Source organism: Aureimonas sp. SK2 (assembly GCF_029813115.1).
Taxonomy (GTDB): Bacteria; Pseudomonadota; Alphaproteobacteria; order Rhizobiales; family Rhizobiaceae; genus Aureimonas.
The window spans coordinates 91,306-112,960 of sequence record NZ_JAPZDS010000002.1; the positions used below are offsets into that span (position 1 = coordinate 91,306).

At 69.3% G+C, this 21,655-nt stretch carries 24 protein-coding genes; 11 read left to right on the forward strand and 13 right to left on the reverse strand.

All coding sequences use genetic code 11. The annotated features are described in order from the left end of the window. Positions 1-43 precede the first annotated feature (43 nt). The gene (locus tag O5O54_RS02905; RefSeq protein WP_279478863.1) at positions 44-1,096 is read right to left on the reverse strand and encodes an acyltransferase; all 1,053 of its coding nucleotides are present in this window, start codon (positions 1,094-1,096) and stop codon (positions 44-46) included. Between the two features lie 142 nt (positions 1,097-1,238). Here O5O54_RS02905 and O5O54_RS02910 point away from each other — a divergent pair, with 142 nt between their 5' ends. Then, positions 1,239-1,907 (forward strand): HAD family hydrolase, encoded by a 669-nt coding sequence (locus O5O54_RS02910; RefSeq protein ID WP_279478865.1) that lies wholly within the window; start codon positions 1,239-1,241, stop codon positions 1,905-1,907. Positions 1,908-1,910: 3 nt separating this feature from the next. Here O5O54_RS02910 and O5O54_RS02915 read toward each other — a convergent pair whose 3' ends face one another. The 8 genes from O5O54_RS02915 to O5O54_RS02950 all read right to left on the reverse strand — a co-directional run bounded on the left by O5O54_RS02915 (position 1,911) and on the right by O5O54_RS02950 (position 8,789). Then, positions 1,911-2,684 carry a glucose 1-dehydrogenase gene (locus O5O54_RS02915; protein WP_279478867.1) on the reverse strand — a complete coding sequence of 258 codons (774 nt, stop codon included), beginning with the start codon at positions 2,682-2,684 and terminating at the stop codon, positions 1,911-1,913. An 11-nt stretch (positions 2,685-2,695) separates the two neighbouring features. Then, positions 2,696-3,373, reverse strand: a complete 678-nt coding sequence (locus O5O54_RS02920; RefSeq protein ID WP_279478869.1) for a class II aldolase/adducin family protein — start codon at positions 3,371-3,373, stop codon at positions 2,696-2,698. Between the two features lie 58 nt (positions 3,374-3,431). Further along, positions 3,432-4,163 carry an SDR family oxidoreductase gene (locus O5O54_RS02925; protein WP_279478871.1) on the reverse strand — a complete coding sequence of 244 codons (732 nt, stop codon included), beginning with the start codon at positions 4,161-4,163 and terminating at the stop codon, positions 3,432-3,434. After that, complete coding sequence (locus O5O54_RS02930; protein WP_279478873.1) at positions 4,160-5,221, reverse strand: sn-glycerol-3-phosphate ABC transporter ATP-binding protein UgpC; 1,062 nt, start codon at positions 5,219-5,221, stop codon at positions 4,160-4,162. The genes O5O54_RS02925 and O5O54_RS02930 overlap by 4 nt, the downstream gene beginning before the upstream one ends. 50 nt (positions 5,222-5,271) lie before the next feature. Then, the gene (locus tag O5O54_RS02935) at positions 5,272-5,508 is read right to left on the reverse strand and encodes a DUF2160 family membrane protein (protein ID WP_279478875.1); all 237 of its coding nucleotides are present in this window, start codon (positions 5,506-5,508) and stop codon (positions 5,272-5,274) included. A gap of 4 nt (positions 5,509-5,512) precedes the next feature. Further along, the gene (locus O5O54_RS02940; protein ID WP_279478876.1) at positions 5,513-6,349 is read right to left on the reverse strand and encodes a carbohydrate ABC transporter permease; all 837 of its coding nucleotides are present in this window, start codon (positions 6,347-6,349) and stop codon (positions 5,513-5,515) included. Continuing rightward, positions 6,349-7,233, reverse strand: coding sequence for a sugar ABC transporter permease (locus O5O54_RS02945; protein ID WP_279478877.1), 885 nt, complete (start codon positions 7,231-7,233; stop codon positions 6,349-6,351). Before O5O54_RS02945 ends, O5O54_RS02940 begins: the two co-directional genes overlap by 1 nt. Positions 7,234-7,355: 122 nt before the next feature. Continuing rightward, complete coding sequence (locus O5O54_RS02950; RefSeq protein ID WP_279478878.1) at positions 7,356-8,789, reverse strand: ABC transporter substrate-binding protein; 1,434 nt, start codon at positions 8,787-8,789, stop codon at positions 7,356-7,358. Between the two features lie 380 nt (positions 8,790-9,169). Between O5O54_RS02950 and O5O54_RS02955 the strand changes: the two genes are divergently transcribed. From O5O54_RS02955 to htpG, 5 genes are all read left to right on the forward strand, one after another. After that, positions 9,170-10,054, forward strand: a complete 885-nt coding sequence (locus O5O54_RS02955; RefSeq protein WP_279478879.1) for a sugar phosphate isomerase/epimerase — start codon at positions 9,170-9,172, stop codon at positions 10,052-10,054. A 28-nt stretch (positions 10,055-10,082) separates the two neighbouring features. Continuing rightward, positions 10,083-11,282 (forward strand): ROK family transcriptional regulator, encoded by a 1,200-nt coding sequence (locus tag O5O54_RS02960; protein WP_407061653.1) that lies wholly within the window; start codon positions 10,083-10,085, stop codon positions 11,280-11,282. Between the two features lie 12 nt (positions 11,283-11,294). Continuing rightward, positions 11,295-12,056: a 3-oxoacyl-ACP reductase FabG gene (locus O5O54_RS02965; RefSeq protein ID WP_279478880.1), complete on the forward strand. Its 762-nt coding sequence runs from the start codon at positions 11,295-11,297 to the stop codon at positions 12,054-12,056. Between the two features lie 36 nt (positions 12,057-12,092). Continuing rightward, a complete protein-coding gene (locus tag O5O54_RS02970; RefSeq protein ID WP_279478881.1) occupies positions 12,093-12,821 on the forward strand; it encodes an SDR family oxidoreductase in 729 nt (242 codons plus the stop codon). 79 nt (positions 12,822-12,900) lie between these two features. After that, the gene (gene htpG, locus O5O54_RS02975; protein ID WP_279478882.1) at positions 12,901-14,793 is read left to right on the forward strand and encodes a molecular chaperone HtpG; all 1,893 of its coding nucleotides are present in this window, start codon (positions 12,901-12,903) and stop codon (positions 14,791-14,793) included. A gap of 3 nt (positions 14,794-14,796) precedes the next feature. Here the strand turns inward: htpG and O5O54_RS02980 are convergent, their stop codons facing one another. Continuing rightward, complete coding sequence (locus O5O54_RS02980; protein WP_279478883.1) at positions 14,797-15,003, reverse strand: hypothetical protein; 207 nt, start codon at positions 15,001-15,003, stop codon at positions 14,797-14,799. 150 nt (positions 15,004-15,153) lie between these two features. Between O5O54_RS02980 and O5O54_RS02985 the strand changes: the two genes are divergently transcribed. Together O5O54_RS02985 and O5O54_RS02990 are read left to right on the forward strand one after the other, a co-directional pair. Continuing rightward, positions 15,154-15,531: a CidA/LrgA family protein gene (locus O5O54_RS02985; RefSeq protein ID WP_279478884.1), complete on the forward strand. Its 378-nt coding sequence runs from the start codon at positions 15,154-15,156 to the stop codon at positions 15,529-15,531. After that, positions 15,528-16,253 (forward strand): LrgB family protein, encoded by a 726-nt coding sequence (locus O5O54_RS02990; protein WP_279478886.1) that lies wholly within the window; start codon positions 15,528-15,530, stop codon positions 16,251-16,253. The genes O5O54_RS02985 and O5O54_RS02990 overlap by 4 nt, the downstream gene beginning before the upstream one ends. 9 nt (positions 16,254-16,262) lie before the next feature. Here O5O54_RS02990 and O5O54_RS02995 read toward each other — a convergent pair whose 3' ends face one another. Then, entirely contained in the window at positions 16,263-16,517 is a 255-nt protein-coding gene (locus O5O54_RS02995) for a hypothetical protein (RefSeq protein WP_279478887.1), read from the reverse strand. Between the two features lie 148 nt (positions 16,518-16,665). Between O5O54_RS02995 and O5O54_RS03000 the strand changes: the two genes are divergently transcribed. After that, entirely contained in the window at positions 16,666-17,430 is a 765-nt protein-coding gene (locus O5O54_RS03000) for a Crp/Fnr family transcriptional regulator (protein ID WP_347814868.1), read from the forward strand. After that, positions 17,427-18,395 carry an HWE histidine kinase domain-containing protein gene (locus tag O5O54_RS03005; protein WP_279478889.1) on the forward strand — a complete coding sequence of 323 codons (969 nt, stop codon included), beginning with the start codon at positions 17,427-17,429 and terminating at the stop codon, positions 18,393-18,395. Before O5O54_RS03000 ends, O5O54_RS03005 begins: the two co-directional genes overlap by 4 nt. A gap of 13 nt (positions 18,396-18,408) precedes the next feature. Here O5O54_RS03005 and O5O54_RS03010 read toward each other — a convergent pair whose 3' ends face one another. Then, positions 18,409-20,808, reverse strand: a complete 2,400-nt coding sequence (locus tag O5O54_RS03010) for a DUF3772 domain-containing protein (RefSeq protein WP_279478890.1) — start codon at positions 20,806-20,808, stop codon at positions 18,409-18,411. Positions 20,809-20,947: 139 nt separating this feature from the next. Here O5O54_RS03010 and O5O54_RS03015 point away from each other — a divergent pair, with 139 nt between their 5' ends. Continuing rightward, positions 20,948-21,181: a hypothetical protein gene (locus tag O5O54_RS03015; protein WP_279478891.1), complete on the forward strand. Its 234-nt coding sequence runs from the start codon at positions 20,948-20,950 to the stop codon at positions 21,179-21,181. A gap of 12 nt (positions 21,182-21,193) precedes the next feature. On the opposite strand, the gene nikR is transcribed toward O5O54_RS03015, so the two are convergent. Next, the gene (gene nikR / locus O5O54_RS03020) at positions 21,194-21,628 is read right to left on the reverse strand and encodes a nickel-responsive transcriptional regulator NikR (protein WP_279478892.1); all 435 of its coding nucleotides are present in this window, start codon (positions 21,626-21,628) and stop codon (positions 21,194-21,196) included. Positions 21,629-21,655: the final 27 nt, after the last annotated feature.

The window sequence follows — 21,655 nt, forward strand, 5'->3', positions numbered from 1 at the left end:
TGGAGCCCAACTCCCGATGGAGACCGGAGTTCCGGCCTGCCGTTCAGGCTGCGAGGCGCGGCATGGCCTGCGGCTTGGCGTTCGAGGCAGACGCCGGGCGTGGCCGAAGGAGCCGGCCGAGCGGAGCCTCGATCAGGAGATGGAACAGGATGCCGGCGAGGGTGCAGGCAAGAACGGCGGCACCGACATAGAGGAGGGCCGTGCCGCCTTCGGCACCGATCCCGGCCTGGCGCCAGACGATCTGGACCACCGGCAGAACGGGAAGATGGACGAGGTAGATCGCATAGGAGGCATCGCCCAGGAGACCCATCACCGGCAGCCGGAGGGGGCCGGAGGCGCGCTCCAGGAACACGGCACCGAGCACGATCATCGCTGCCGGCAGGCCGGCTGTCGGCAACCGGTTCGCTTCCTCCGCGCCCGCCATCAGCAGGATTCCCGCGGCCAGAAAGGCAAGGCAGGCCCTGCGTGGCAGGCGCAGACCAGAGGCATAGATCATGCCGACCACGAGGCCGAGCGCGAATTCCAGGATCACCGGATCGGTGTAGAAGCCGGCGACGCCCCCTGGCCGAAGGATGCGACCAACGAGGGCCACGAGGACCAGCGCGGCGAGCGCGGCTGGAACCTGGACGCGCCGGGGCAGAACGAGGGCCAGCGCGAAGAGCGCGTAGAAGGCCATCTCGTAGTTCAGGGTCCAGCCGACCACGAGAAGCGGGTTGTAGAGGTCGAGCGTCGGGTGGAGTGCCGGCCAGAAGGCGAAAGAGGCGAGCGCATGCGCGGGCTCGAACACCGTGGAGCCCATCAGGCCGGGGAAAAGAACGGCCGCATTGGCCAAAAGTGCGGTGAGAATCCAGTAGGGTGGGACGACGCGCAGGATGCGCCGTTCCAGGAAGGAAACCGGCCGGCCGGCGGCGCCGCTGCGCGTCGTCACGCAGATGATGAAGCCGGACAGGACGAAGAACAGATCGACACCGACGAAGCCGAGCGCGAAATGCGGCAGATCCACGGTTCCGCCGAGGCGGCCGGCGGAGTCGGTGACGTGGAAGATCACCACCATGAGCGCGGCGATCCCGCGCAGGTACTGAAGATTCCAGATCATCGTCTCGACCCTGCGTCCCGATCGCCCGGCGGTATCTTAGGCAGCGCAGGATTAGGAGACCGTTTAGAGCCCCTGCCAGCCCTTGTGACGCTCCGCCCTTTCCGGCAAGGAAGGGCACCTTTCCCTCCCGTATCCGGTTCCCATGGCGCAGCATCCCTTTCCCGGCCGACGCTTCGGCGGCTTCCTGTTCGACATGGACGGCACGATCCTGAACTCGATCGTGGCGGCCGAACGGGTCTGGGGCGCCTGGGCACGGGGCCAAGGCCTCGACGCCGACAGCTTCCTCCCGACGATCCACGGCATGCGCGCGGTGGAGACGATGCGGCGCGTCGGCATTGCCGAAGAGGTGCTGGAGGCGGAGATCGCCGCGCTCGTCCAGGCGGAGATCGACGACGTGGAAGGGATCGTGGAGATCGCGGGCGCCGCGATCTTCCTGAAGTCCCTGCCGCCGGAGCGCTGGGCGATCGTCACCTCGGCGCCGCGCGCGCTCGCCGAGAAGCGCCTCGCCGTCGCCGGTCTGCCGGTGCCACCGGTCATGGTGACGGGCGAGGACGTGGCGAACGGCAAGCCGGCGCCCGACTGCTTCCTGCTCGGCGCTAGGCGGCTCGGCCTCCCGATCGCCGACTGCCTGGTGTTCGAGGACGCCCCGGCCGGCATCCAGGCCGGGGAGGCGGCCGGCGCGGCGGTGCTCGTCATCGACGCCACGCACCGCCACCGTCTGGAGACGGCCCATCCGAGCGTCTCGGGCTACGACGCGCTCGCCGTCTCCACCGCCCCGGACGGGACGCTGGAGATCATCGCGAAGGACTGACCCCTACCAGCAGGTGAAGCCGGCGTCGGCGAGCACGGTCGCGCCGGTCATCAAGCTGGAGGCGTCGGAGGCTAGGAAGTGAACCACGGAGGCGATCTCGTGGGGCTGGCCCATGCGATGCATGGGCGTGTCGCGCAGCCAGACCTCGATCATCCCCTGGTTGTCGCGGTTGTAGCTCGTCATCTCCGTCTCGATATAGGTCGGCGCCACCGCGTTGACGCGCACGCCCCGGTCGGCCCATTCGGCGGCGAGCGAGGACGTCATCTGGTGCACGGCCGCCTTGGAGGCGTTGTAGTAGGTCTGCTTCTGCGGCCGGTTGGAGATATAGCCCGACATCGAGCCGATGTTGACGATCGAACCGCCGCCGGCCTTCAGCATGTGCCGGCCGAAGGCGCGGTTGCACCAGAAGACGCCGTTGTAGTTGACGTCGTTGACCTTCAGCCAGCGCTCGTCCTCCGTGTCCTCGGCCGCGACGCCCGACATCGCGATGCCGGCATTGGCCACCAGGACGTGGACACGCCCGTGCGCCTCGACGATTCTAGCCGCGAAGGCCTCGACGTCCTGCGGGCGGGTCACGTCGAGGACATGCGCCTCGGCCTCGTATCCCTTGCCCCGCAGAGCCGCGAGACCGGCGTCGGCGACCCCCTGGTCGATGTCGGCGATCACGATCCTCGCCCCGAACTCGGCCAGCGCCTCGCCGATCGCCAGGCCGATGCCGCGCCCGCCGCCGGTCACGACGGCCGTGCGGCCGTCCAGCCTGAACTTTTCCTGAAACACGGGCAAACTCCTCAGCGGTCGATGAAGGGATGGCGGCCGGGGGCCGGGAAACGCTGGTTCTTCAGCGCGACCAGCCGGTCGACCTCGTGTTGGTCGAACTCGTGGGCGCCGCCGTATTGCGAGGCGAGGAAGACGACCTTGGCGTAGTAGTCGAGCGCTTCCATCTTGAACCAGGCCGACTGGAGGTCGTGGCCGCAGGTCAGGGCGCCGTGGTTCTGCAGGAGCATCGCGTCGTGGCGGGCGAGATAGGGACGGATCGCGTCCGACAGCTCGTCCGTCGACGGCAGGCCGTAGGGTGTCAGCGGCACCTCGCCGAGGAACATCGTGGATTCGGGCATGATCTGCTGCGTCAGCGGCTTGCCGCAGATCGCGTGGACCGTGGCATAGAGCGGATGGGCGTGGACCACCGCGCGCACGTCGGGCCTCGCCTCGTAGACGGTGAGATGCATGCGCGTCTCGGACGAGGGCTTCCAGCGACTGTCCTCGACGGGCGCGCCGGTGCGGTCGATCCGACAGATCATCTCCGGCGTCATGAAGCCCTTGGACGTGTTGGTCGGCGTGCAGAGCAACGTGCCGTCGTCCAGAAGAACGGTGACGTTGCCGTCGTTGGCGGCGCCCATGCCCTTGTCCCAGGCCCGGCGGCCGATGTCGCAGATCGTGCGCTTCAGGGCGTCGATGTCGTCGGTCATGGCGGACGGTCCTCGGCAGGATGGCGGGAGGGCGGGGGCGCCTTCCCGCCCTTCGGTTTCAGGCGATCATGAAGCCGCCGTCCACGGGCATGGACAGGCCGTGGACCATGGCGGCCGCGTCCGACAGGAGGAACAGGATCACCTCCGCGATGTCGTTGGGCTCGGCAAAGCGCCCGAGCGGGATGCGCTGGAGCATGCCCGCCGCCTTGTCCGGATCGCTCCAGGCCTTCACCGCCATCGGCGTCAGGGTCACGGTCGGATGGAGGCCGTTGACCCGGATCCCGCGAGGGCCGAGCTCCTTGGCCATGACGCGGGTCAGCCCGTCGAGCCCGGCCTTGGAGGCGCAATAGGCGGCGTGGTCGGGGATGCCGACGAAGGAGGCGCAGCTCGACACGTTGACGATGGCGCCGGGTTTGGCCGCCGCTACCCGCTCGCGCGCGTATTCCTGGGAGACGATCATCGGCGCGCGGGTGTTGACGGCGTAGAGGCGGTCGAAATTCTCGACCGACACGTCGAGAAAGGATTCGAGTTCCGTCGTGCCGGCGCAATTGACGAGGAGGTCGGCCGGCAGCGCCCGCCGTGCGGCTTCGCGTGTGGCTTGTGCATCGGCGAGGTCCACGACGATCGTCTCGCAGCCGGTCTCGGCCTGCAGGGTTTCGAGATCGGCGCCCGAGCGGGTGAGGGCGATCACCTGGGCGCCGCGCCGGGCCAGCATCAGCGTCGTGGCGCGCCCGATACCCTTGCCGGCGCCCGTGACGACGACCCGCTTGCCCGTGAAATCTCCGCTCACAGCCGCCGTCCCGTCTCGCGGTCGAAGAGATGGACGCGGCGCGTATCGATCCGGAACGAGACCTCCTCGCCCGGCTGCGCGGCGATCCGGTCCTTCACCACGGCGTCGAGCGAGTCCGTGCCGACCTTGGCGAAGACCTGCGTTTCCGAGCCCGTCGGCTCGAGCACCGAGACGCGCGCGGGGACGCCGCCGGGGCCGATGTCGATATGCTCGGGCCGGATGCCGTAGGTGACGGTGCGGCCGGGCTCGGGCGCGTTCTGCCCAAGCGGCAGACGCGCGCCGCCGTCGGCCGCAAAGACCGTGCCTTGCGGTCCCGCCTCGATCCGCCCGTGGACGAAGTTCATGGCGGGCGAGCCGATAAAGCCGGCGACGAAGGTGTTGACCGGGTTGTCGTAGAGATCGAGCGGCGCACCGATCTGCTCGACGCGGCCGTCGCGCATGACGACGATCTTGTCGGCCATGGTCATGGCCTCGATCTGGTCGTGCGTGACATAGACGATCGTGGTCTTGAGGCGCTGGTGCAACTCCTTGATCTCGACGCGCATGGCGACGCGCAGCTTGGCGTCGAGATTGGACAAGGGCTCGTCGAACAGGAAGACCTGCGGATCGCGCACGATGGCGCGGCCCATGGCGACGCGCTGGCGCTGGCCGCCCGAGAGCTCCTTCGGATAGCGGTCGAGATACTTCTCGAGATCGAGGATGGAGGCCGCCTTGCGAACCTTCGCCTCGATCTCGGATTTGGGCGCGCCCTTGATCTTGAGCGCGAAGCCCATGTTCTCGGCGACCGTCTTGTGCGGATAGAGCGCATAGGACTGGAACACCATGGCGATGTCGCGGTCCTTCGGCGCCACGTCGTTGACGACGCGCCCGCCGATCGAGATCGTGCCGCCGGAGATCGGCTCAAGCCCCGCGATCATGCGCAGCAGCGTGGACTTGCCGCAGCCCGACGGCCCGACCAGCACCACGAACTGCCCGTCGCCGACATCGACGTCGACGCCGTGCATGACCTGCACGTTTCCGTAGCGCTTGACGACGTTCTGGATGGTGACCTGTGCCATGGGGAACCTTGGAAAACGGGAACGCGGGGGAGCGGGAGCTTGCGGCCCGCTCAGCCCTTCCAGACGATCAGCGCGCCGAGCGCGATCGCGATGACGTGGCAGACGGTGAGCGGGATCGCCTGCTCCAGGAAGCGCATCCAGAGAAGCTCCAGCGCGACGAAGAGGTAGATCCCGATGAAGAGCCGGTCGAACCAGTTGGTGGCGATCGGCAGGAAGCCGTGGCGCTCCGGCGCCGGCTTGGCGGAGGCTTCCTCGTCGGCGGCGTCGAGGTCGACGGTCTTGTCCATGGCCTTACTCCTTCACCGCGCCGAAGGTGAGGCCGGCCACGATGTGGCGCTGCACGACGGCGAAGACGACGAGGGCGGGAATGAGCGTGATGATGGCGATGGAGGCCATCGTGCCCCATTCGGTGCCGGTGGTGGTGACGTATTCCGAGAGACCCGTGGTGATGGTGCGGGCGTTGAAGCTCGTCAGCGTCGCGGCGAGCAGGAACTCGTTCCAGGCGAAGACCCAGGTGAGGATCAGCGTGACCGCAAGGCCTGGGCGCGCCAGCGGGAAGATCACCTCGCGGATCACCTGCCAGGTCGAGGCGCCGTCCACCGTCGCTGCCTCGTCGAGCTCCTTGGGCAGCCCGTCGATCGTCGGCCGCAGCGTCCAGATCGCGAAGGGCAGGTTGAAGGTGCAGTAGAGGAGGATCATGCCGATCCGCGTGTCGTAGAGCTTCCAGTCGCCGATCGTGAAGACCTGCGTGAACAGGAGGAAGAACGGCAGGAGGAAGACCGCGGCCGGGGCCATGCGGTTGGTGATGGTCCAGAAGAAGATGTTCTCCTTGCCGGCGAGGTCGTAGCGCGACAAGGCGTAGCACGCCATGAAGGCGAGCGTCGTGCAGAGCACCGCGTTGCCGGACGAGATGATGATCGAGTTGATCATGTAGCGGCGCAGCGTCTCGTTGGTGAGGACGCTCGCGTAGTTGTCCCAGAACACGGTGTCGAGGATGATGCTCGGCGTCGTGAAGAGGTCGACCGCCGGCTTCACCGAGATCACGAAGAGCCAGTAGATCGGGAACAGCGTCAGGAAGGAGAGGGCGATCCAGAGGAGGACCGTCGCGAAGGGACGGGACTGGCGCATCAGAACGTCCTCTTCTTGCGGGTTCGGGGGGTGACGAGCGCGACGTAGAGGATCCAGCACATGACGAGCGTCAGGTAGAGGACGACCACCGAGATCGCCGAGCCGTAGCCGTAGTCGGTCTTCGGGAAGACGACCTTCCAGATGTGGAGGCCTATATAGCGGGTGGCGGCGCCGGGGCCGCCGCCGGTCAGCATCCAGACCTCGTCCACGGTGCGCAGCGCGTCCATCAGGCGGATGAAGACGGTGGCGAGGATCGCCGGGCGGATCATCGGCAGGGTGATGTGCCAGAACACCTGCCAGCGGCTGGCGCCGTCGATCTGGGCCTGCTCGAAGGGCTCCTTCGGCAGCGACACGAGGGCGGCGAGCAGCGTCAGCGTGACGAGCGGCGTCCAGTGCCAGATGTCCATGATCACGGTGAGGATGAAGGCGGCGTTGGCGTCGCGCCCGATGTTCAGCTCGTAGCCGAACCAGGCGTTCAGGTAATAGGGAATGATGCCGATCGAGGGCGTGGTGAGCAGGCGCCAGACCGAGCCGACGACGATCGGGGCGACGATCAGGGGCAGGGTGTGGATGGTGCGGAAGAAGCCGCGCCCCGGAAACTCCTTCATGAAGAGCTGGGCGAGGAGGTAGCCGATCACGAGTTCCGAGAAGACGGCGAAGAAGGCGAACTTCAGCGTGTACCAGATGGCCGTGAGGAACGCCTTGTCGAAGACGAGGCGGCGGAAGTTGTTGGCGCCGTTGAAGATCATGTCCGGGCTCGCGCCGAACGGGTTCCACTGGTGGAACGCGACGTAGAGCACGTAGATGAACGGCAGGATGCCGAAGGTCGCCAGGATCAGGATCGTCGGGGCGAGGAGCAGCCAGCCGACCTTGTTGGAACGCATGAAACCATCCTCTTCGAGAGGCGCGCGGCCGGGGGCGGGCGTCGAGCCGAGACCCTGGCCGCGGGCGGCGGCGATGCGGCAAGGAAACGGACCGCCGGGGGCGCCGGCGGTCCGTCGCCGGCTTACTTGCGGTAGCCGAGGTTGGTCAGTTCCTCTTCCGTGGCGGCCGCCATCTCGTCGAGTCCCTCGTCCGGGCCGACCTCGCCTGTCAGGATGCGGTAGAAGATCGGGGCGACCGTCTCGCGCACCTGGGCGTGGAACGGATACTTCGGAGCGCCGGCGAAGAGCTTCCCGTCGTTCTTCAGCATCGTGTAGTAGCCGCCGAGCGTGGTATCCATCTCCTTCACCTTCGGATCGTCGTAGGTGGCGGTGTTGGTGATGCGCGGTGCGGCGACGGCCCAGTCGGGCTGCACCGAGTTCTGGCCGATGAACTGGAGGAAGAGGAGCGCCGCCTCCTGGTTCTTGGCGGTGACCGGCACGCCGAAGGCGCCGCCGTCGTAGTAGCCGATATAGCCCTTGCCCGATTCCGCGTCGGCCATCACGCCGTCGGAGAGCGGCGGCAGGGCGATGCCGACCTTGCCGACGACCTTGGACTTGGACTGGTCCGACGCGATCCAGGCGGCGTTCTCGCCGTAGACGAGGCCCTGCGCCGCCCGGCCGGCGGCAAAGGTCGTGGCGACCTCGGACCAGGTGCTGGCGGCCGATTCCGGCGGCGCGATGTCGCGCAGGTGCAGGAAGTACTTCAGCGCGGCCTTGGCCTTGTCGCTGTTCATCGTGCCGCCGTGCTCGACGCTGGCGCCGTAGTTGTCGTCGGCGTTGATGCCCCAGTTGTAGACGCCGAAGGTCGGCGCGACGGATTCGACGTATTCGTACCAGGAGGCCGGGTGGCCGGTATGGGCCTGGGAGGTCGTGCCCCAGAGCTGACCGCCGTTCTCCTTGCCCCATTCGGTGAAGAACTCGGCGATCTGCGTGTAGTCCTCGTGCGTCTTGGCGGGCGCGAGGTCCTTGCCGGTCTTGGCCTTGAACGCTTCCTGGATCTTCGGATCGTCGAAGAGGTCCTTGCGGTAGAGATAGACCTTGATGAAGGCCTCCATCGGCACGCCGAAGAGGTGGTTGTCCGTGCCGCGGAAATAGTCGGCGAAGGTGGTGAAGTTCGCCTCGTCGAACTCGGGCGCCTTCAGCTCCGGCTTGTCGGCGAGCGTCTTGGTGATGTCGGTCAGGAAGTTCCGCTGCAGGTAGGCGTAGACGATGTCCTGCTCGATATAGACCATATCATAGATGCCGGTCTTGGCCTCCATGTCCTTGATGGCCTTGTCGTACATCTGGTCCCAGGACGTGGTCTCCAGCTCGACCTTGATGCCGGTCTTCTCCTCGAACTGCTTGGCCAGGACGTCCTTGACGTAGTTCGAGGGCGGCGTGCTCTCGGTCACGCCGTGCAGCGTCACGCCCTTGAACTTGGCGCCCGCATCGGACCAGAAGTCCGCATGCGCGGCCGACAGGCCGCTGAGGAGGCCGATCGTCAGGGCGATCAGGCTTGGTGCCAGTTTGCGCTTCATATTGTGTCCTCCCGAAGGCCCGCCTTGGCCGGCGGATCGTTGCTCCCACCCTGTTGCGTCGGGCGGTTTCTCCTCTGGAAAGCCGGGCCTTCTCGCCGCCGGACGCGCCGGGCAGGGGGGCCGTGCCCTTATGCGTAGCCGATCGAAAAGCCGGAGACAATATTTGTTGCGCACTCCGTCAAATTACGTTGCACGGGGCGCAAGAAAGGTTGGACAGGTCCACAATCCATAACCAGACCGCTTGTCACTGCGGCCACGAGATCGCAACTCCGACCAATTTGCACCGCAGCAGGCACCTATCGCGCCGCAACACACCCTCATCCTTGACAAATCTTGGTTGTGGCGATTTTGTTGCATTATTCAACAATAAGGGGTGTGCGATGAAGCGGCTGGGGATCCATTCGTTCGTCTGGACTGGCGGCGGCTCGCAGGACGAGCTCGAGCGGGCGCTCGAAAGCTCGGCCGAATGCGGATACCGGCTGATCGAATTCGCCTATCTGCGGCCCGAGAAGTTCGACCTCGATCGCCTCGGCAGGAAGGCGAGCGACCTCGACATCGAGATCGCCGTCACGATGGGCCTGCCGCTGTCGGCCGACGTCTCGAGCACCGACGGGAGCGTGGTGAAGGCCGGCGAGGCGCTGCTGGCCGACGCGGTGCGCGCGGTGCGCGACGTCGGCGGCAAGACGCTCGGCGGCATCCTCTATTCCGCCCACACGAAATACGGCGCGATGCCGACCGAGCGCGGACGGCAGAATTCGATCGCCGCCATCGCCAGGACCGCCGACATCGCGCGGGACGCCGGCGTCGACCTTGTCCTCGAGGTGGTCAACCGCTTCGAGAGCAACGTGCTCAACACGACGGCGCAGGGGCTCGACTTCATCGAGAAGACCGGCTCCGACCATGTCCGGCTCCACCTCGACACGTTCCACATGAACATCGAGGAGGCGAACCCCGCCGCCGCCCTGCGCCTGGCCGGCGACAAGCTCGGCTACTTCCACATCGGCGAGAGCAACCGCGGCTATCTCGGCGACGGCGTGATCGACTTCGAGCTGATCTTCGACGCGCTGCTCGACATCGACTACGGCCGCAACATCACGTTCGAGTCCTTCTCCTCGGCGGTGGTGGACGAGGCCCTGTCGCTCGCCTGCGCCATCTGGCGCGACACCTGGACCGACAACCGGCCGCTCGCCCGCCACGCCAAGACCTTCATCGAGCTGAAGCAGGACGAGGCCAGGCGCCGCCGCGCCACGGTCGCCCGTCCCTGACGGCCCGTCTCAAGGACCCGAGGCGCCCGTGTCGCACGCCGTTCCCCTCGAGCCCGCCCCCCGCCGGATCCGGCAGGGCAGCGACATGGCGGCGCTGCGTGCACTCCACCGCTTCGGGCGGTTGAGCCGCGCGGATCTGGCGCGCGTCCTCGGGCTCAACCGCTCCTCATCCGGCCATATCGTGACGGCGCTGATCGCCGAAGGGCTGGTGCGCGAGGTGGACGACAAGACGGACGGGCCGTCGCGCGGCGGGCGGATCCGGGCCGGGCGCCCGGGCATTCTCCTGGAACTGCGGCCGGACGCCGTGGTGTTTGCCGGCGTCGAGATCGGCGTCGAGCATATCAGCTTCGTGGCGATCGACCTGTCCGCCACGGTGATCGCCCGGCGGCTGCAGCCCTTCGCCGCGTCGGACGCCGGGCTCGATGCGGCCTTCGAGGCGGCGGCACGGCTGGCGACCGAAGTCCTGCCGGCCGAGGGCTGGACCCGATGCGAGGGGTTCGGGATCGCGATCCCCGCGCAGATGGAGCGAGGCGGGCGCGTGCGGGTCGCCCCCCTCCTCGGCTGGCGGGACGTCCACCCCGCCGCGATGATGCGCGCGCACCTGCCGGCCGAGGTGCCGCTCGTCGCGGAGAACGACGCCAACGCCTTTGCCATCGGCGACGCCTATGGGCGCGACGCCGCGCGGCCGGGCGTGACGCTGGCGCTGGTGCTGGAATCGGGTGTCGGCGGCGGCATCCTGGTCGACGGCGCGCTGTTTCGCGGCGGCCACGGGCTGGCCGGCGAGATCGGCCATCTCCTTCTGCCCCAGCCGGACGGCGCGCTCCTGCGCCTGGAGGAACTCGTCGGCCTGGAGGGGGTGCTCTCCGCCTATCGCGCCAGCTTGCCCGACGGCGAGGCGACCTTGGAGGCGTTCCTCGGCGAGGTGAAGGACCGGGCGCCCGGCGCCGTCGCCATCGCCGAAGGCTGGGCTCGTTCGCTCGCCTTCGGGCTGGCGCAGGCCTGCCGGCTCGTGGATCCCGACCAGATCGTGCTCGGGGGCTCGCTGGCCGCGCTCTATCCGCTGGTCGGCGCGCGGGTCGCGGCCCATTGGGCGCGGATCCAGGACGCCGGCTTCCCGCTGCCGGGCATCGTCGTCAACGCCGATCCGAGCTTCGGCGCGGCGTTCGGCGCCGCCTGCATCCTGCACCAGCGGTTCCTGGCCGCCGATGCCGAGCCCGCCAATGCCTGAGGGGGACACGACATGACGGATCGATTTCGACTGGACGGAAAGGTCGCCCTCGTCACCGGCGGCAATCGAGGCATCGGGCTCGCCATCGCGAAAGCCTTCGGGCAGGCTGGCGCGCGCTGCCTGATCACCGCCCGGCGCGACAACCCGGAGGGCGAGGCGGACCTTGAGGCGGCGGGCATCGAGTTCAGCGTGGCGCGCGGCGACGTGCGCGACGCCGACATGCCGGCGCGCGCGGTGGCGCAGGCCATCGAGCGGTTCGGCCGGATCGACGTCCTCGTCAACAATGCCGGCGTCGCCTCGCATGGCGACACCGAAGGCTTCGACGACGAGCGGCTGGAGCTGATCCTCTCCACCAACGTGACCCAGGTCTTCCGCTTCGCGCGCGCCGCGCTGCCGCACCTGCGCGCGGCCGGCGAGGGCGTCATCCTCAACATCGGCTCGGTCTCGGGCTTCATCGCCAACATTCCGCAGAACCAGGCCGCCTACAACGCGTCCAAGGCGGCGGTGCATATGCTGACCAAGAGCCTCGCCAGCGAGTTCGCGCCCGAGGGCATCCGGGTCAACGCGGTGGCGCCCGGCTATATCGACACGGACATGACGCGCGGCGGCTTCGACAACCCGGACTGGGACCCGGTCTGGCGCCGCATGACGCCGATGGGCCGCTACGGCCGGCCGGAGGAGGTCGCGGCCTGCGCCCTGTTCCTGTGCTCGCCCGCCGCGAGCTACGTCACAGGCGCCGTCCTGCCCGTGGACGGCGGCTATCTCACGCGCTGAGGGCGCGGATCACGATCCAAAGGGAGGGGAAACCACATGACCGGAAAACTCGCGGGCAAGGTCGCGGCCGTCACCGGCGGCGCCTCGGGTATCGGCCTCGAATGCGCCCGCATCATGCTGGCGAACGGCGCCCGCGTCTTCGTCGTCGACAACCATGACGGGCGGCTCGAAAAGGCCGTGGCCGATCTCGGGGAGGGCGCGCACGCGCTGAAGGTGGACATCACCGACGGGGCGAGCACTGAGACCATGCTGCCGCGCATTCTGGAGGCGGCCGGCCAGCTCGACATCTTCCACGCCAATGCCGGCTCCTATATCGGCGGCGACCTCGTGGACGGCAACGCGGACGCCTTCGACCGGATGCTGAACCTCAACGTCAACGCCGTGTTCCGGGGCGTCCATGCCGTGCTGCCGCACATGATCGGGCGCGGCACGGGCGACGTGATCGTGACGAGTTCGGTCGCCGGCCACCAGGCGATCCCGTGGGAGCCGGTCTACACCGCCTCCAAGCACGCGGTGCAGGCCTTCGTCCACGCGGTGCGGCGGCAGGTCGCCAAGCACCGCGTGCGCGTCGGCGCCATCGCGCCAGGGCCGGTGGTGACCCCGCTCGTGCAGGACTGGCCGGCCGAGAATCTCAAGCGCGCCATCGAGAACGGGGCCCTGTTCGAGCCGGTGGAGGTGGCCGAGGCCGTGCTCTTCATGCTGACGCGCCCGCGCAACACGGTGGTGCGCGACCTCGTGCTCCTGCCGCAGAACTTCGACATCTGACGAGAGCGCCTTTCCGCTTGAAACCTCGGAGCCGAGCCGCCATGTCGCGGCTCGGCTTTTTCATTGGAGGCGATACGGAATGACGGCGGAAACGCTTGGGCAGGAGACGGTGCAGAGTTTCGAGGCGGATGTCGCGCGGCTCCTGCACCTGATGGTGCACTCGGTCTATTCGGACAAGGACGTGTTCCTGCGCGAGCTCGTCTCCAACGCCGCCGACGCCTGCGAGAAGCTGCGCTTCGAGGCGATACGCGCGCCGGACCTTCTCGGCACCGGCGGCGAGCCGCTGATCACGCTGACGATCGACGAGGCGGCGCGTACGCTCGCCGTCGAGGACAACGGCATCGGCATGAGCGAGACCGAGATGGTGGAGGCGCTCGGCACGATCGCGCGCTCCGGCACCCGCGCCTTCATGGAGCGGATGGGCGAGGAGGCCAAGGGCGGTGAAAGCCGGCTCATCGGCCAGTTCGGCGTCGGCTTCTATTCCGCCTTCATGGTGGCCGACCGGGTGGACGTCGTCTCGCGCCGCGCGGGCGGCGAGGCGGCGGCGCGCTGGAGTTCGGACGGACTCGGCACCTATACGGTCGGCGCCGCCGACCCGGCCGAGGCGCCGGCGCGGGGCACCCGCGTGACGCTGCACCTGAAGGAGGAGGCCGGGGCCTATCTCGACCCCAACACGCTGGAGCGCACCGTGCGCGCCCAGTCCGGCCATGTCCCCGTCCCGATCGCGCTGAAGACCGCGCCGGACGCTGAGCCGGAGCGCATCACCGACGGCGCCGCGCTCTGGACCAAGCCGAAGTCCGAGGTGAGCGAGGCCGACTATGCCGACGCCTATCGCACGCTCGCCGGCCAGTTCGACGACCCGGCGCTGACGCTCCACTACCGGGCCGAGGGCCTGCACGAATACACGGTGCTGGCCTTCGTGCCGGGCTCCAAGCCCTTCGATCTCTTCGATCCCGACCGCGCGGGCCGGATGAAGCTCTATGTCCGTCGCGTCTTCATCACCGACGAGACGGAGATCGCGCCGCGCTGGCTCCGTTTCGTGCGTGGCCTCGTGGATTCGGCCGACCTTCCGCTCAACGTCTCGCGCGAGATGATCCAGGAAAGCCGGGTGCTCGCCGCCATCCGCAAGGGCGTGACAAGCCGCATCCTGTCGGAGCTCGGCAAGCTCGCCGAAAGCGAGCCGGCGAAATACGCCGAGGTCTGGGAGAACTTCGGCGCCGTCCTGAAGGAGGGGCTCTACGAGGACGCCGACCGGCGCGCGAGCCTTCTCGGCCTCGCCCGCTTCCACACCACGACGGGCGGCACGGACCTTCGAAGCCTCAAGGACTACGTCGCCGACATGAAGGAGGCCCAGGCAGCGATCTACTACGCCGTCGGCGCGGACGCCGAGCGCCTGCGCGCCTCGCCCCAGCTCGAGGGCTTCGCCGCGCGGGGGCTCGAGGTCCTGCTCCTGACGGACCAGGTCGACGGCTTCTGGACGTCCATGGTCTCGGAGTTCGAGGGCAAGCCGCTGCGCTCGGTCACGCAAGGGCTGGCCGATCTCGGCGCGGTTCCCTTGAAGGACGGCACCGACGAGCCGGCCGCTGAGACCGCGCCGGAGGTCGAGACCTTCATCGCCTATCTCAAGGAAACGCTCGGGGCCGACGTGTCGGACGTGCGCGCCAGCGAACGCCTCACCGACAGCGCCGTCTGCCTCGTGGCGAGCGACCGGGGCATGGACCGGCAGCTGGAGCGGCTTCTCGCCAGCGCCGGGCGTCTGGGCGGCGCGGCTTCGAAGCCGATCCTGGAGGTCAATCCGCGGCACGACCTCGTCGCGCGGTTGGCCAGGCTCGATGCCGGCGAAGCCTCCCTGCGCGAGGACGCCGCGCGGCTCCTTCTGGACGAGGCGCGCGTCGCCGACGGCGAGGCGCCGGCGGATCCGCGCGCCTTCGCCGGCCGTCTCGGACGTGTGCTCGCCCGGGCGCTCGGCTGAAGCTCAGCGCGCGTGAAGGCTCGCGGCCTCGCGCTGGATCCGCGCCTGCAGGACGCGGATGCGCGCGGCCAGCGCGTCGAAGTCGCGGCGGATCGTCAGGTCCGCCGCGCCGTTGGTGACGACGCGGCCGGCCGGGCGCGGCGCCTCGGCCTCCATCTGCGGAGCCGAAAGAGACACGGAGCGCGAGGCGCCGGAACGGAAGCTGACCATGGGCCGATCCTCGGATGATGGGCGGACGACGAAGGTCTAGGCCTCCGGGCTTGGCCTTGGCTGACCACACCGTCGTCGCCGGCCGCCTTTTCAAACGGCCGCCAAGGGCCTCTAGGATGGCGCCTCCCGCGTCAGCCTTCGAGGTGCCCCTTGCTGTTCGGCCTCTTCGTCCTCCTCGCCTGCCAGCTCGCGGGCGAGACCGTGGTCCGGCTTCTCGGCCTGCCCGTGCCCGGCCCGGTTCTCGGCATCCTGTTCCTCCTGGCGCTGCTCGGCCTGTCCGAGCGTCGGCGCCGGAACGGCATGGCCGATCCGAAGGCTCCCGTCGGCCAGGCGGCGGACGGGCTGCTCGCCCATCTCGGGCTCCTGTTCGTGCCGGCGGGCGTCGGCGTCGCGCGCTCGCCCGACCTTCTCCTCGCCAACGGGCCGGGCCTCCTGGCGGCGCTGGTCCTGTCCACCGTCCTCACCCTTCTCGTCACCGTCGGCACCTTCCGTCTGGTGCGCCGGCGCTCGGGGAGGGACGCGGCATGAGCGGCGGCGCCTCCTTCTTCGAACTCTGGGTCTATCTGTCGGCCAGCCCGCTTCTCTGGCTGACCCTGACGATCGGCGTGTTTCTCCTCGGCCGGCGCGTCGCCCAAGCGAGCGGCAACCATCCGCTGGTCAACCCGATCCTCCTGTCCATCGCCGTTCTGGTCGCGCTTCTCCGGGCGACGGACACGCCCTACGAGACCTTCTTCTCCGGCGCGCAGTTCGCCCATTTCATGCTGGGACCGGCGACCGTCGCGCTCGCCGTGCCGCTCTGGCGCAACCGGGCGCTGGTCGGCTCCATGCTGGCGCCCGTCCTCCTCGCGCTGCCGGCCGGGGCGCTCACGGCCGTCGTGTCGGCGGTCGGGCTGGGGCTTCTCTTCGGCGTGCCGGAGCCGCTGCTCCTGGCGCTGGCGCCCAAGTCCGTCACGGCCGGCATCGCCATGGGCATCGCTGGCGAGATCGGTGGCGATCCCGCGCTGACGGCCGTCTTCGTGATCTCCACGGGCATCATCGGCGCGATCCTCGTCACGCCGCTGATGAACGCGCTCCGCGTTCGGGACTATGCCGCGCGGGGCTTTGCCGCCGGTCTCGCCTCGCATGGCATCGGCACGGCCCGCGCCTTCCAGGTGGATGGCGTGGCCGGCACCTTCGCGGGCCTCGCCATGGCGCTGAACGGCCTCCTGACCGCGCTTCTCGTGCCGCTGGTGATTGGCTTCCTGCGCTGACGGGCGCCCTCAGCCGCGCCGCTCCAGGCTGAACTCGACGGCGGCGTGCGGTCGCAGCGGCAGGCGCTGAGCGTAGAGGCGCGAGGGGGTGTCCTCGCGCGGGGCAACGACGGCGTCCGGCCGGCCGATCCGCTCGCGGATCAGCCGCTCGGCCTCCTCCCAGTTTTCCGCAAGGACCGCGAAGAGCCGGGTTCCGTGCCGGGGCTCGCGGTCGCGCGCTTCGGGTTCGGCCGCGCCGACGAACAGGGATGGGGAATCGGTCATCATGCCTCCGTTTGGAAGGGAGGATGGAGCGCGGCCTTTAGACGGCCAGTCGTCTTTCGATAGGGCACGGTCGAACTTAACCTAGTTAATGGACGAATCCGCCCTGATCCATTCGGAAGAGCCGGCCCCGGAGGAATGGTTCTTGGTCGTGCATCTCATCCGCAAACTGCAGAACTACGCGCCCCTTTCGGAGGAGGAGCGATCGGCCCTCCACGACCTCGGCACCCGGCGGCAGCGCGTGCTCAACAGCCGCGACGACGTGATCGCGCAGGGCGAGCGTCCCGGTTTCGTCAATCTCGTGCTGGAAGGCTTCGCCTGCCGCTACAAGATCCTGCCGGACGGCCGCCGGCAGATCCTGTCCTTCTTCATTCCCGGCGATCTCTGCGACCTGCACAACGACGTCCTCGGCGTCATGGATCATTCGATCGGCGCCATTTCCCCCTTGCGCATCGCCCAGATCGGCCCGGATGAGATCGAGGCGCTGATGACGCGCCTGCCGCGCCTGCGCCGAGCCTTCTGGTGGAACGAGCTGGTGGGCGAGGCGACGACGCGCGAATGGCTCACCAATCTCGGCCAGCGCACGGGGGCGGAGCGCGTCGCCCATCTCCTGTGCGAGACCTTCGTGCGCATGCGCTCCATCGGCCTCGTGGACGAGACCGGCGCCTGCCCCTTTCCCATCACCCAGGCGGACCTGTCGGACGCGCTCGGCATTTCCATCGTCCACACCAACCGGATGCTGCAGGACCTGCGCGCCGAGGGGCTGATCGTCCTCAAGGGCCGCACGCTCCAGGTCGACGACTTGAACGCGCTGATGCGCCTTGCCAATTTCGAGCCGAGCTATCTGCATCTGCGTCGTCCCGGAACCGAGGAGCCCGGCGGCGCCACGGAGCCGGACCGGGAGACCACCGCTTGAGCGACGCGGGCATCCAGATCGAACCTCCGGAGGCGATGGCCGCCGGCCACCGGCACATGTTCCGGGCGGGCGCCGACGGCGGCTGGGTCTCCGTCGGGCCGTCGTTTCTCCATCGCACCGGGCTCGACCTCGAATCCTGCCTCGGCTCGGGCTGGATGCGCGTGGTGCACGGCAGCGATCGCGACGCCCTGCGCAGCGGCCTTGCCGCGCCCGATGCCGGCGCGCAGGCGCTGGCCGCCCGCGCCCGCCTCTGGAGCGCCCCGCAGAACCGCTTCGTGCCGAGCCTCTTCTTTGCCGAGGCGGTGATCGATCCGGACGGCGCGGTGCGCGAGTGGATCGGCAGCATCACCGACGCCTTCGCGCAGTCGCAGGCCGGGGGCGAGACGTTCCTGTGCCGCGAGGAGGTGCGGGACGTCCTGTCCACGGTGCGCACCATTCTCAGCCTGTCGGCCGAAACCGCGAGCGACGTCGCGGAACTCGCGATCCATCTCGATGGACGCCTCACCGCCCTGGCTCGGATCCGGTCGGCGCTTCTGCGGCGGCCGGGCGCCGGCCTGCCGCTCTTCGACATCGCAATGGACGAGCTGCGCGCCTTTGCCGGGCATGGCGAGCGGCACCTGAGGCTGGACGGGCCGGACGTTCGGCTCGGCGGCCGGCAGGCCGAGCTCGTCGCGTTGGCCCTGCACGAACTGGCCACCAACGCCGTGAAGTTCGGATCGCTGCGCTCGGGCACCGGGCGCATCGCCCTTGCCTGGTCGGTGGAACGGGGCGAACGGCTGGTGATCCGTTGGTGCGAGACAGGCGCCGCGCCGGCCGGCGCGCCACGCCGGTCGGGCTTCGGCACCGACTTCCTGACGCGCATCCTGCCCGATGCCCTGACCGCGAAGGCCAGGGCCGAATGGCGGCCGGACGGCGTGTGCTGGACGATCGACGTGCCGCTGGAGGACGCCCGGTCCTCCGCCTAGACGCGCCCCGTGCTCACGCGGGCGGCGCGGTGAGGCGGATGTCCTCCGAGCGCAGCCGCTCGAGCAGCGTGAACAGGACATGGCTGCGCGTGCCGTAGACCTGGCGCGGGCCGCCCACGAAGGCGAAGGACTTGAACGTCACCTTGCCGTCGTCGATGCCGTCGATGAAGACGGACGGGGCGGGCTCGGGCAGCACCGCCTCGTGAGCGGCGAAGGTTTCGAGGATCGCCGAGCGCACCGCCGCGACGTCGGCGTCGATCGGCACCGAGAAGACGATCTGGATGCGGCCCAGCGGGTCGGCCAGCGTCATGTTGCGGATCGACTTCGTCACCAGCTCGGAATTGGGCACGATCAGGGTCGAGCGGTCGGCGATCTGGATCTCGGTGGAGCGCACGCTGATGCGCCTCACGTCGCCCTCGTCGGTGCCGATGCGCACCGTGTCGCCGATCTTCACCGGGCGCTCGGCGAGGAGGATCAGGCCCGAGACGAAGTTCTGGGTGATCGCCTGGAGGCCGAAGCCGATGCCGACCGACAGGGCCGAGACGACCAGTGCGATGCGCTCGACGCCGATGCCGAGCGTGGTGATCGCCCAGAAGCCGGCGAGCAGGATGCCGGCATAGCTGACGATGGTGGAGACCGAGTTGCGCGCGCCGGGATCGAGGTCGGTCGCCGGCAGGTAGCGCTCCTCCAGCCAGGAGCGCACGACGCGCATCAGCCCGATGCCGACCGCCAGCACCACGGCCGCCTTGAGGATCGCGCCCGGCACGATGGTGAAGCCGCCGATCTGGATCTCGGCCGAGGAGCCGATCTGGTAGAACAGCGAGCTCGCGCCCGGCCCGAGCGGCCCCGAGAGCAGAAGCGCCGCCCAGACCAGGATCGCGATGCGCAGGAGCGCCGACAAAAGCACGCCGAGCTGGCCGACCTGCGCCCGGCGAAGGCCGAGGCCGACATGGAGCGAGCGCCCGAGCCGGCTCTCGCCCGACAGGAAGGTGGTGCAGAGATCGTCCACCACCACGAGGAGGAGATAGGTCGCCGCCGAGACCACGGCGGTCCAGATCACCTGCCGGGTCAGGAACAGCGCGAGGTTGACGTAGCCCTGGAGCGCGGCGACGAGGCTGGCGGCGACGCACCCCCAGGCGAGGAGCGTCGCGATGGTCACGAGCGTCGTGCGCGTGCTGGGCTGGCGGCTGGCGGCGTCGGGATGGGCGCGCCGGATGCGGCCGAGCGTGACGAGGACGGCGACGATCAGCCCGCCATAGATCAGGGCGACGACGTAGTTGACAACGATGGCGGCGGGCTGGCTGACGCCCACCGCCCGGCCGCCCTCGACCAGGAGCACCCCGAGAAAGGTGAGGACGGCGGCGAGCGTCGGGAAGGGCCGCAGCCGCTGCACGGCTGCCTCGTCCAGCGGGAGAAGTCGCCAGGACGGCTGGCCGACGAGGAGCAGCCCCGCACCGAGCGACAAGACGAAGGCGCCGAGCGCGGCGGTTTCGGCCAGCGAGACGGCGAGCGGGCGCACGGTGCGCGTGAGCACCCCGGCCCAGCCGAGACCGTAGAAGAAGATCGTGACGCCGAGCGCGGCGGTGAGCGTGCCCACCACCACGAACCAGAGCGCCAGCGCCGAGCGGCGCGCGCGCGTGCTCGGCACCTGTTCGGAGGCGATGCGCCGGCCGGTCTCCCGCAGGCGCCGGCGCAAGGGCAGCGCGAGGAGAAGGGCGAGCGCCAGCGAGCCGGCCACCGCGCCGACCCGCGCGGCCGGGCCGGACTGCGGGATCTGGTTGCGCCAGTCGCGCGCGAAATCGCCGAGCCGTGCCAGATCGTCGGGCAGGCGGTCCGCGACCTGGGTCCAGAGCAGCGGCGACAGGGGCGAGGCGACCTGCTTGAACGTGTCGCGGCTGAAGGCCTCGTTGATCTCGCGGATCATCCGGTCGATCGTTTCCTTGGCGTCGGCGGCCACCAGCCGGCCGCGCTTGATCGCCGAATCGATGTCGCCGCGCTGCGCGCCCAGCGCGTCGCGCTGCGCCTTGACGTCGGGCGCCTCCGTGTCGCTCGGCTCGCCGAGTTCGGCGATGCGGGCGTCGATGGCGGCGAGCTGCGGCTCGAGCTGGCCCACTGCCTCGTTGGCCGCGGCCCCGACCGTCATGGCGCGGTCGCGCAGATCCGCCTTGGCCTCGACGCTCGGGTTCCCGTCGGCGGCTTGCCGGATGGCGGCAAGCTCGGCCGCATGCGCGTCCACCGCCGCGATCGCGGGCGCCGCCGCGCCGCCGTCCTGCGCCCCCGCCGGCACGGCGCCGGCCATGGCGCAGAACAGGAGGAGAGCCAGGCAGGCGAGGCGCCCGCGGATCGATCGCATCATGGTCGTGTCGTCGGCGGCTCCGCGCGCCGTCCCCTCGATGAAGCCTGCTTTTCGCATGCGAAGCGTTCCCCAGGCCGCCCGCCGCGCGAAAGGCCGGGTTCTCACCCGATCCGATGGGCCGAAATGTGGCTGTCTCCGCGCATTTGCCCGTCCTTCGCAGCTCGACAAACCGCCTCGCGGCGCCACATGCCCGCCCATGGACCGCGACGAAGACATCCTTTGGCTGCGCGACGAGCTGACCCGCCGCTTCGACCTCGTGCTTCGGCCCTCCGCCGCCGAGATCGAGCTGTTCCGCGAGGAGGCAAGACGCTTGAGAGCGCTGGTCGGCGACCCTGAGGCCGCCGAACGCGCGGCAGCGCGCGCGGTGTTCCTGATGCCGGCCGAGCCGGCGATCGAGCGGCCGGAATTGGACATGCGCAGCGCCGCCTGAGGCGCGCGTGCGTCAGTCGTGCCCGTGCCCGTGCGGCTTGTCCGCGACCGCCCCGTCGGGGATCAGCACCAGCTCGCCGTGCCGCACCGAGCGCTCGGCGATGACGCCATCCGCGAAATGGCGGACCTCCCCGATCGCGCCCTTCAGCACCGACACTTCCATGCAGGTCCCCTGGTCGAGATGGACGTGGAGGCTGGAGACCGAAAGGTCGTGGTGGTCGTGATGGGCATGGGTCAGCCGGCGCGACAGGTCGCGCGCGGCGTGGTCGTAGACATAGACCAGCGCCGCCACGCACCGGCCCTCGCCCGTCTCGGCGCGCGAGCGCGCGAGGCCCGCACGGGCGAGATCGCGGATCGCCTCCGACCGGTTGGCATAGCCGCGTGCGGCCATGATCGCGTCGATCTCCGTCATCAGCTCGTCGTCGAGCGTCACCGTCACGCGCTGCATGGAAGGGCTCCCTCCGTTCCTGAAGTC

What these genes read in the sequence shown, in the direction of transcription:
- O5O54_RS02905 (WP_279478863.1), bottom strand. Translation starts at nt 1,096, where the DNA reads ATGATCTGGAATCTTCAGTACCTGCGCGGGATCGCCGCGCTCATGGTG.
- O5O54_RS02910 (WP_279478865.1), top strand. Translation starts at nt 1,239, where the DNA reads ATGGCGCAGCATCCCTTTCCCGGCCGACGCTTCGGCGGCTTCCTGTTC.
- O5O54_RS02920 (WP_279478869.1), bottom strand. Translation starts at nt 3,373, where the DNA reads ATGACCGACGACATCGACGCCCTGAAGCGCACGATCTGCGACATCGGC.
- O5O54_RS02930 (WP_279478873.1), bottom strand. Translation starts at nt 5,221, where the DNA reads ATGGCACAGGTCACCATCCAGAACGTCGTCAAGCGCTACGGAAACGTG.
- O5O54_RS02935 (WP_279478875.1), bottom strand. Translation starts at nt 5,508, where the DNA reads ATGGACAAGACCGTCGACCTCGACGCCGCCGACGAGGAAGCCTCCGCC.
- O5O54_RS02940 (WP_279478876.1), bottom strand. Translation starts at nt 6,349, where the DNA reads ATGCGCCAGTCCCGTCCCTTCGCGACGGTCCTCCTCTGGATCGCCCTC.
- O5O54_RS02945 (WP_279478877.1), bottom strand. Translation starts at nt 7,233, where the DNA reads ATGCGTTCCAACAAGGTCGGCTGGCTGCTCCTCGCCCCGACGATCCTG.
- O5O54_RS02950 (WP_279478878.1), bottom strand. Translation starts at nt 8,789, where the DNA reads ATGAAGCGCAAACTGGCACCAAGCCTGATCGCCCTGACGATCGGCCTC.
- O5O54_RS02955 (WP_279478879.1), top strand. Translation starts at nt 9,170, where the DNA reads ATGAAGCGGCTGGGGATCCATTCGTTCGTCTGGACTGGCGGCGGCTCG.
- O5O54_RS02965 (WP_279478880.1), top strand. Translation starts at nt 11,295, where the DNA reads ATGACGGATCGATTTCGACTGGACGGAAAGGTCGCCCTCGTCACCGGC.
- O5O54_RS02970 (WP_279478881.1), top strand. Translation starts at nt 12,093, where the DNA reads ATGACCGGAAAACTCGCGGGCAAGGTCGCGGCCGTCACCGGCGGCGCC.
- htpG (WP_279478882.1), top strand. Translation starts at nt 12,901, where the DNA reads ATGACGGCGGAAACGCTTGGGCAGGAGACGGTGCAGAGTTTCGAGGCG.
- O5O54_RS02980 (WP_279478883.1), bottom strand. Translation starts at nt 15,003, where the DNA reads ATGGTCAGCTTCCGTTCCGGCGCCTCGCGCTCCGTGTCTCTTTCGGCT.
- O5O54_RS02990 (WP_279478886.1), top strand. Translation starts at nt 15,528, where the DNA reads ATGAGCGGCGGCGCCTCCTTCTTCGAACTCTGGGTCTATCTGTCGGCC.
- O5O54_RS02995 (WP_279478887.1), bottom strand. Translation starts at nt 16,517, where the DNA reads ATGACCGATTCCCCATCCCTGTTCGTCGGCGCGGCCGAACCCGAAGCG.
- O5O54_RS03010 (WP_279478890.1), bottom strand. Translation starts at nt 20,808, where the DNA reads ATGCGAAAAGCAGGCTTCATCGAGGGGACGGCGCGCGGAGCCGCCGAC.
- O5O54_RS03015 (WP_279478891.1), top strand. Translation starts at nt 20,948, where the DNA reads ATGGACCGCGACGAAGACATCCTTTGGCTGCGCGACGAGCTGACCCGC.
- nikR (WP_279478892.1), bottom strand. Translation starts at nt 21,628, where the DNA reads ATGCAGCGCGTGACGGTGACGCTCGACGACGAGCTGATGACGGAGATC.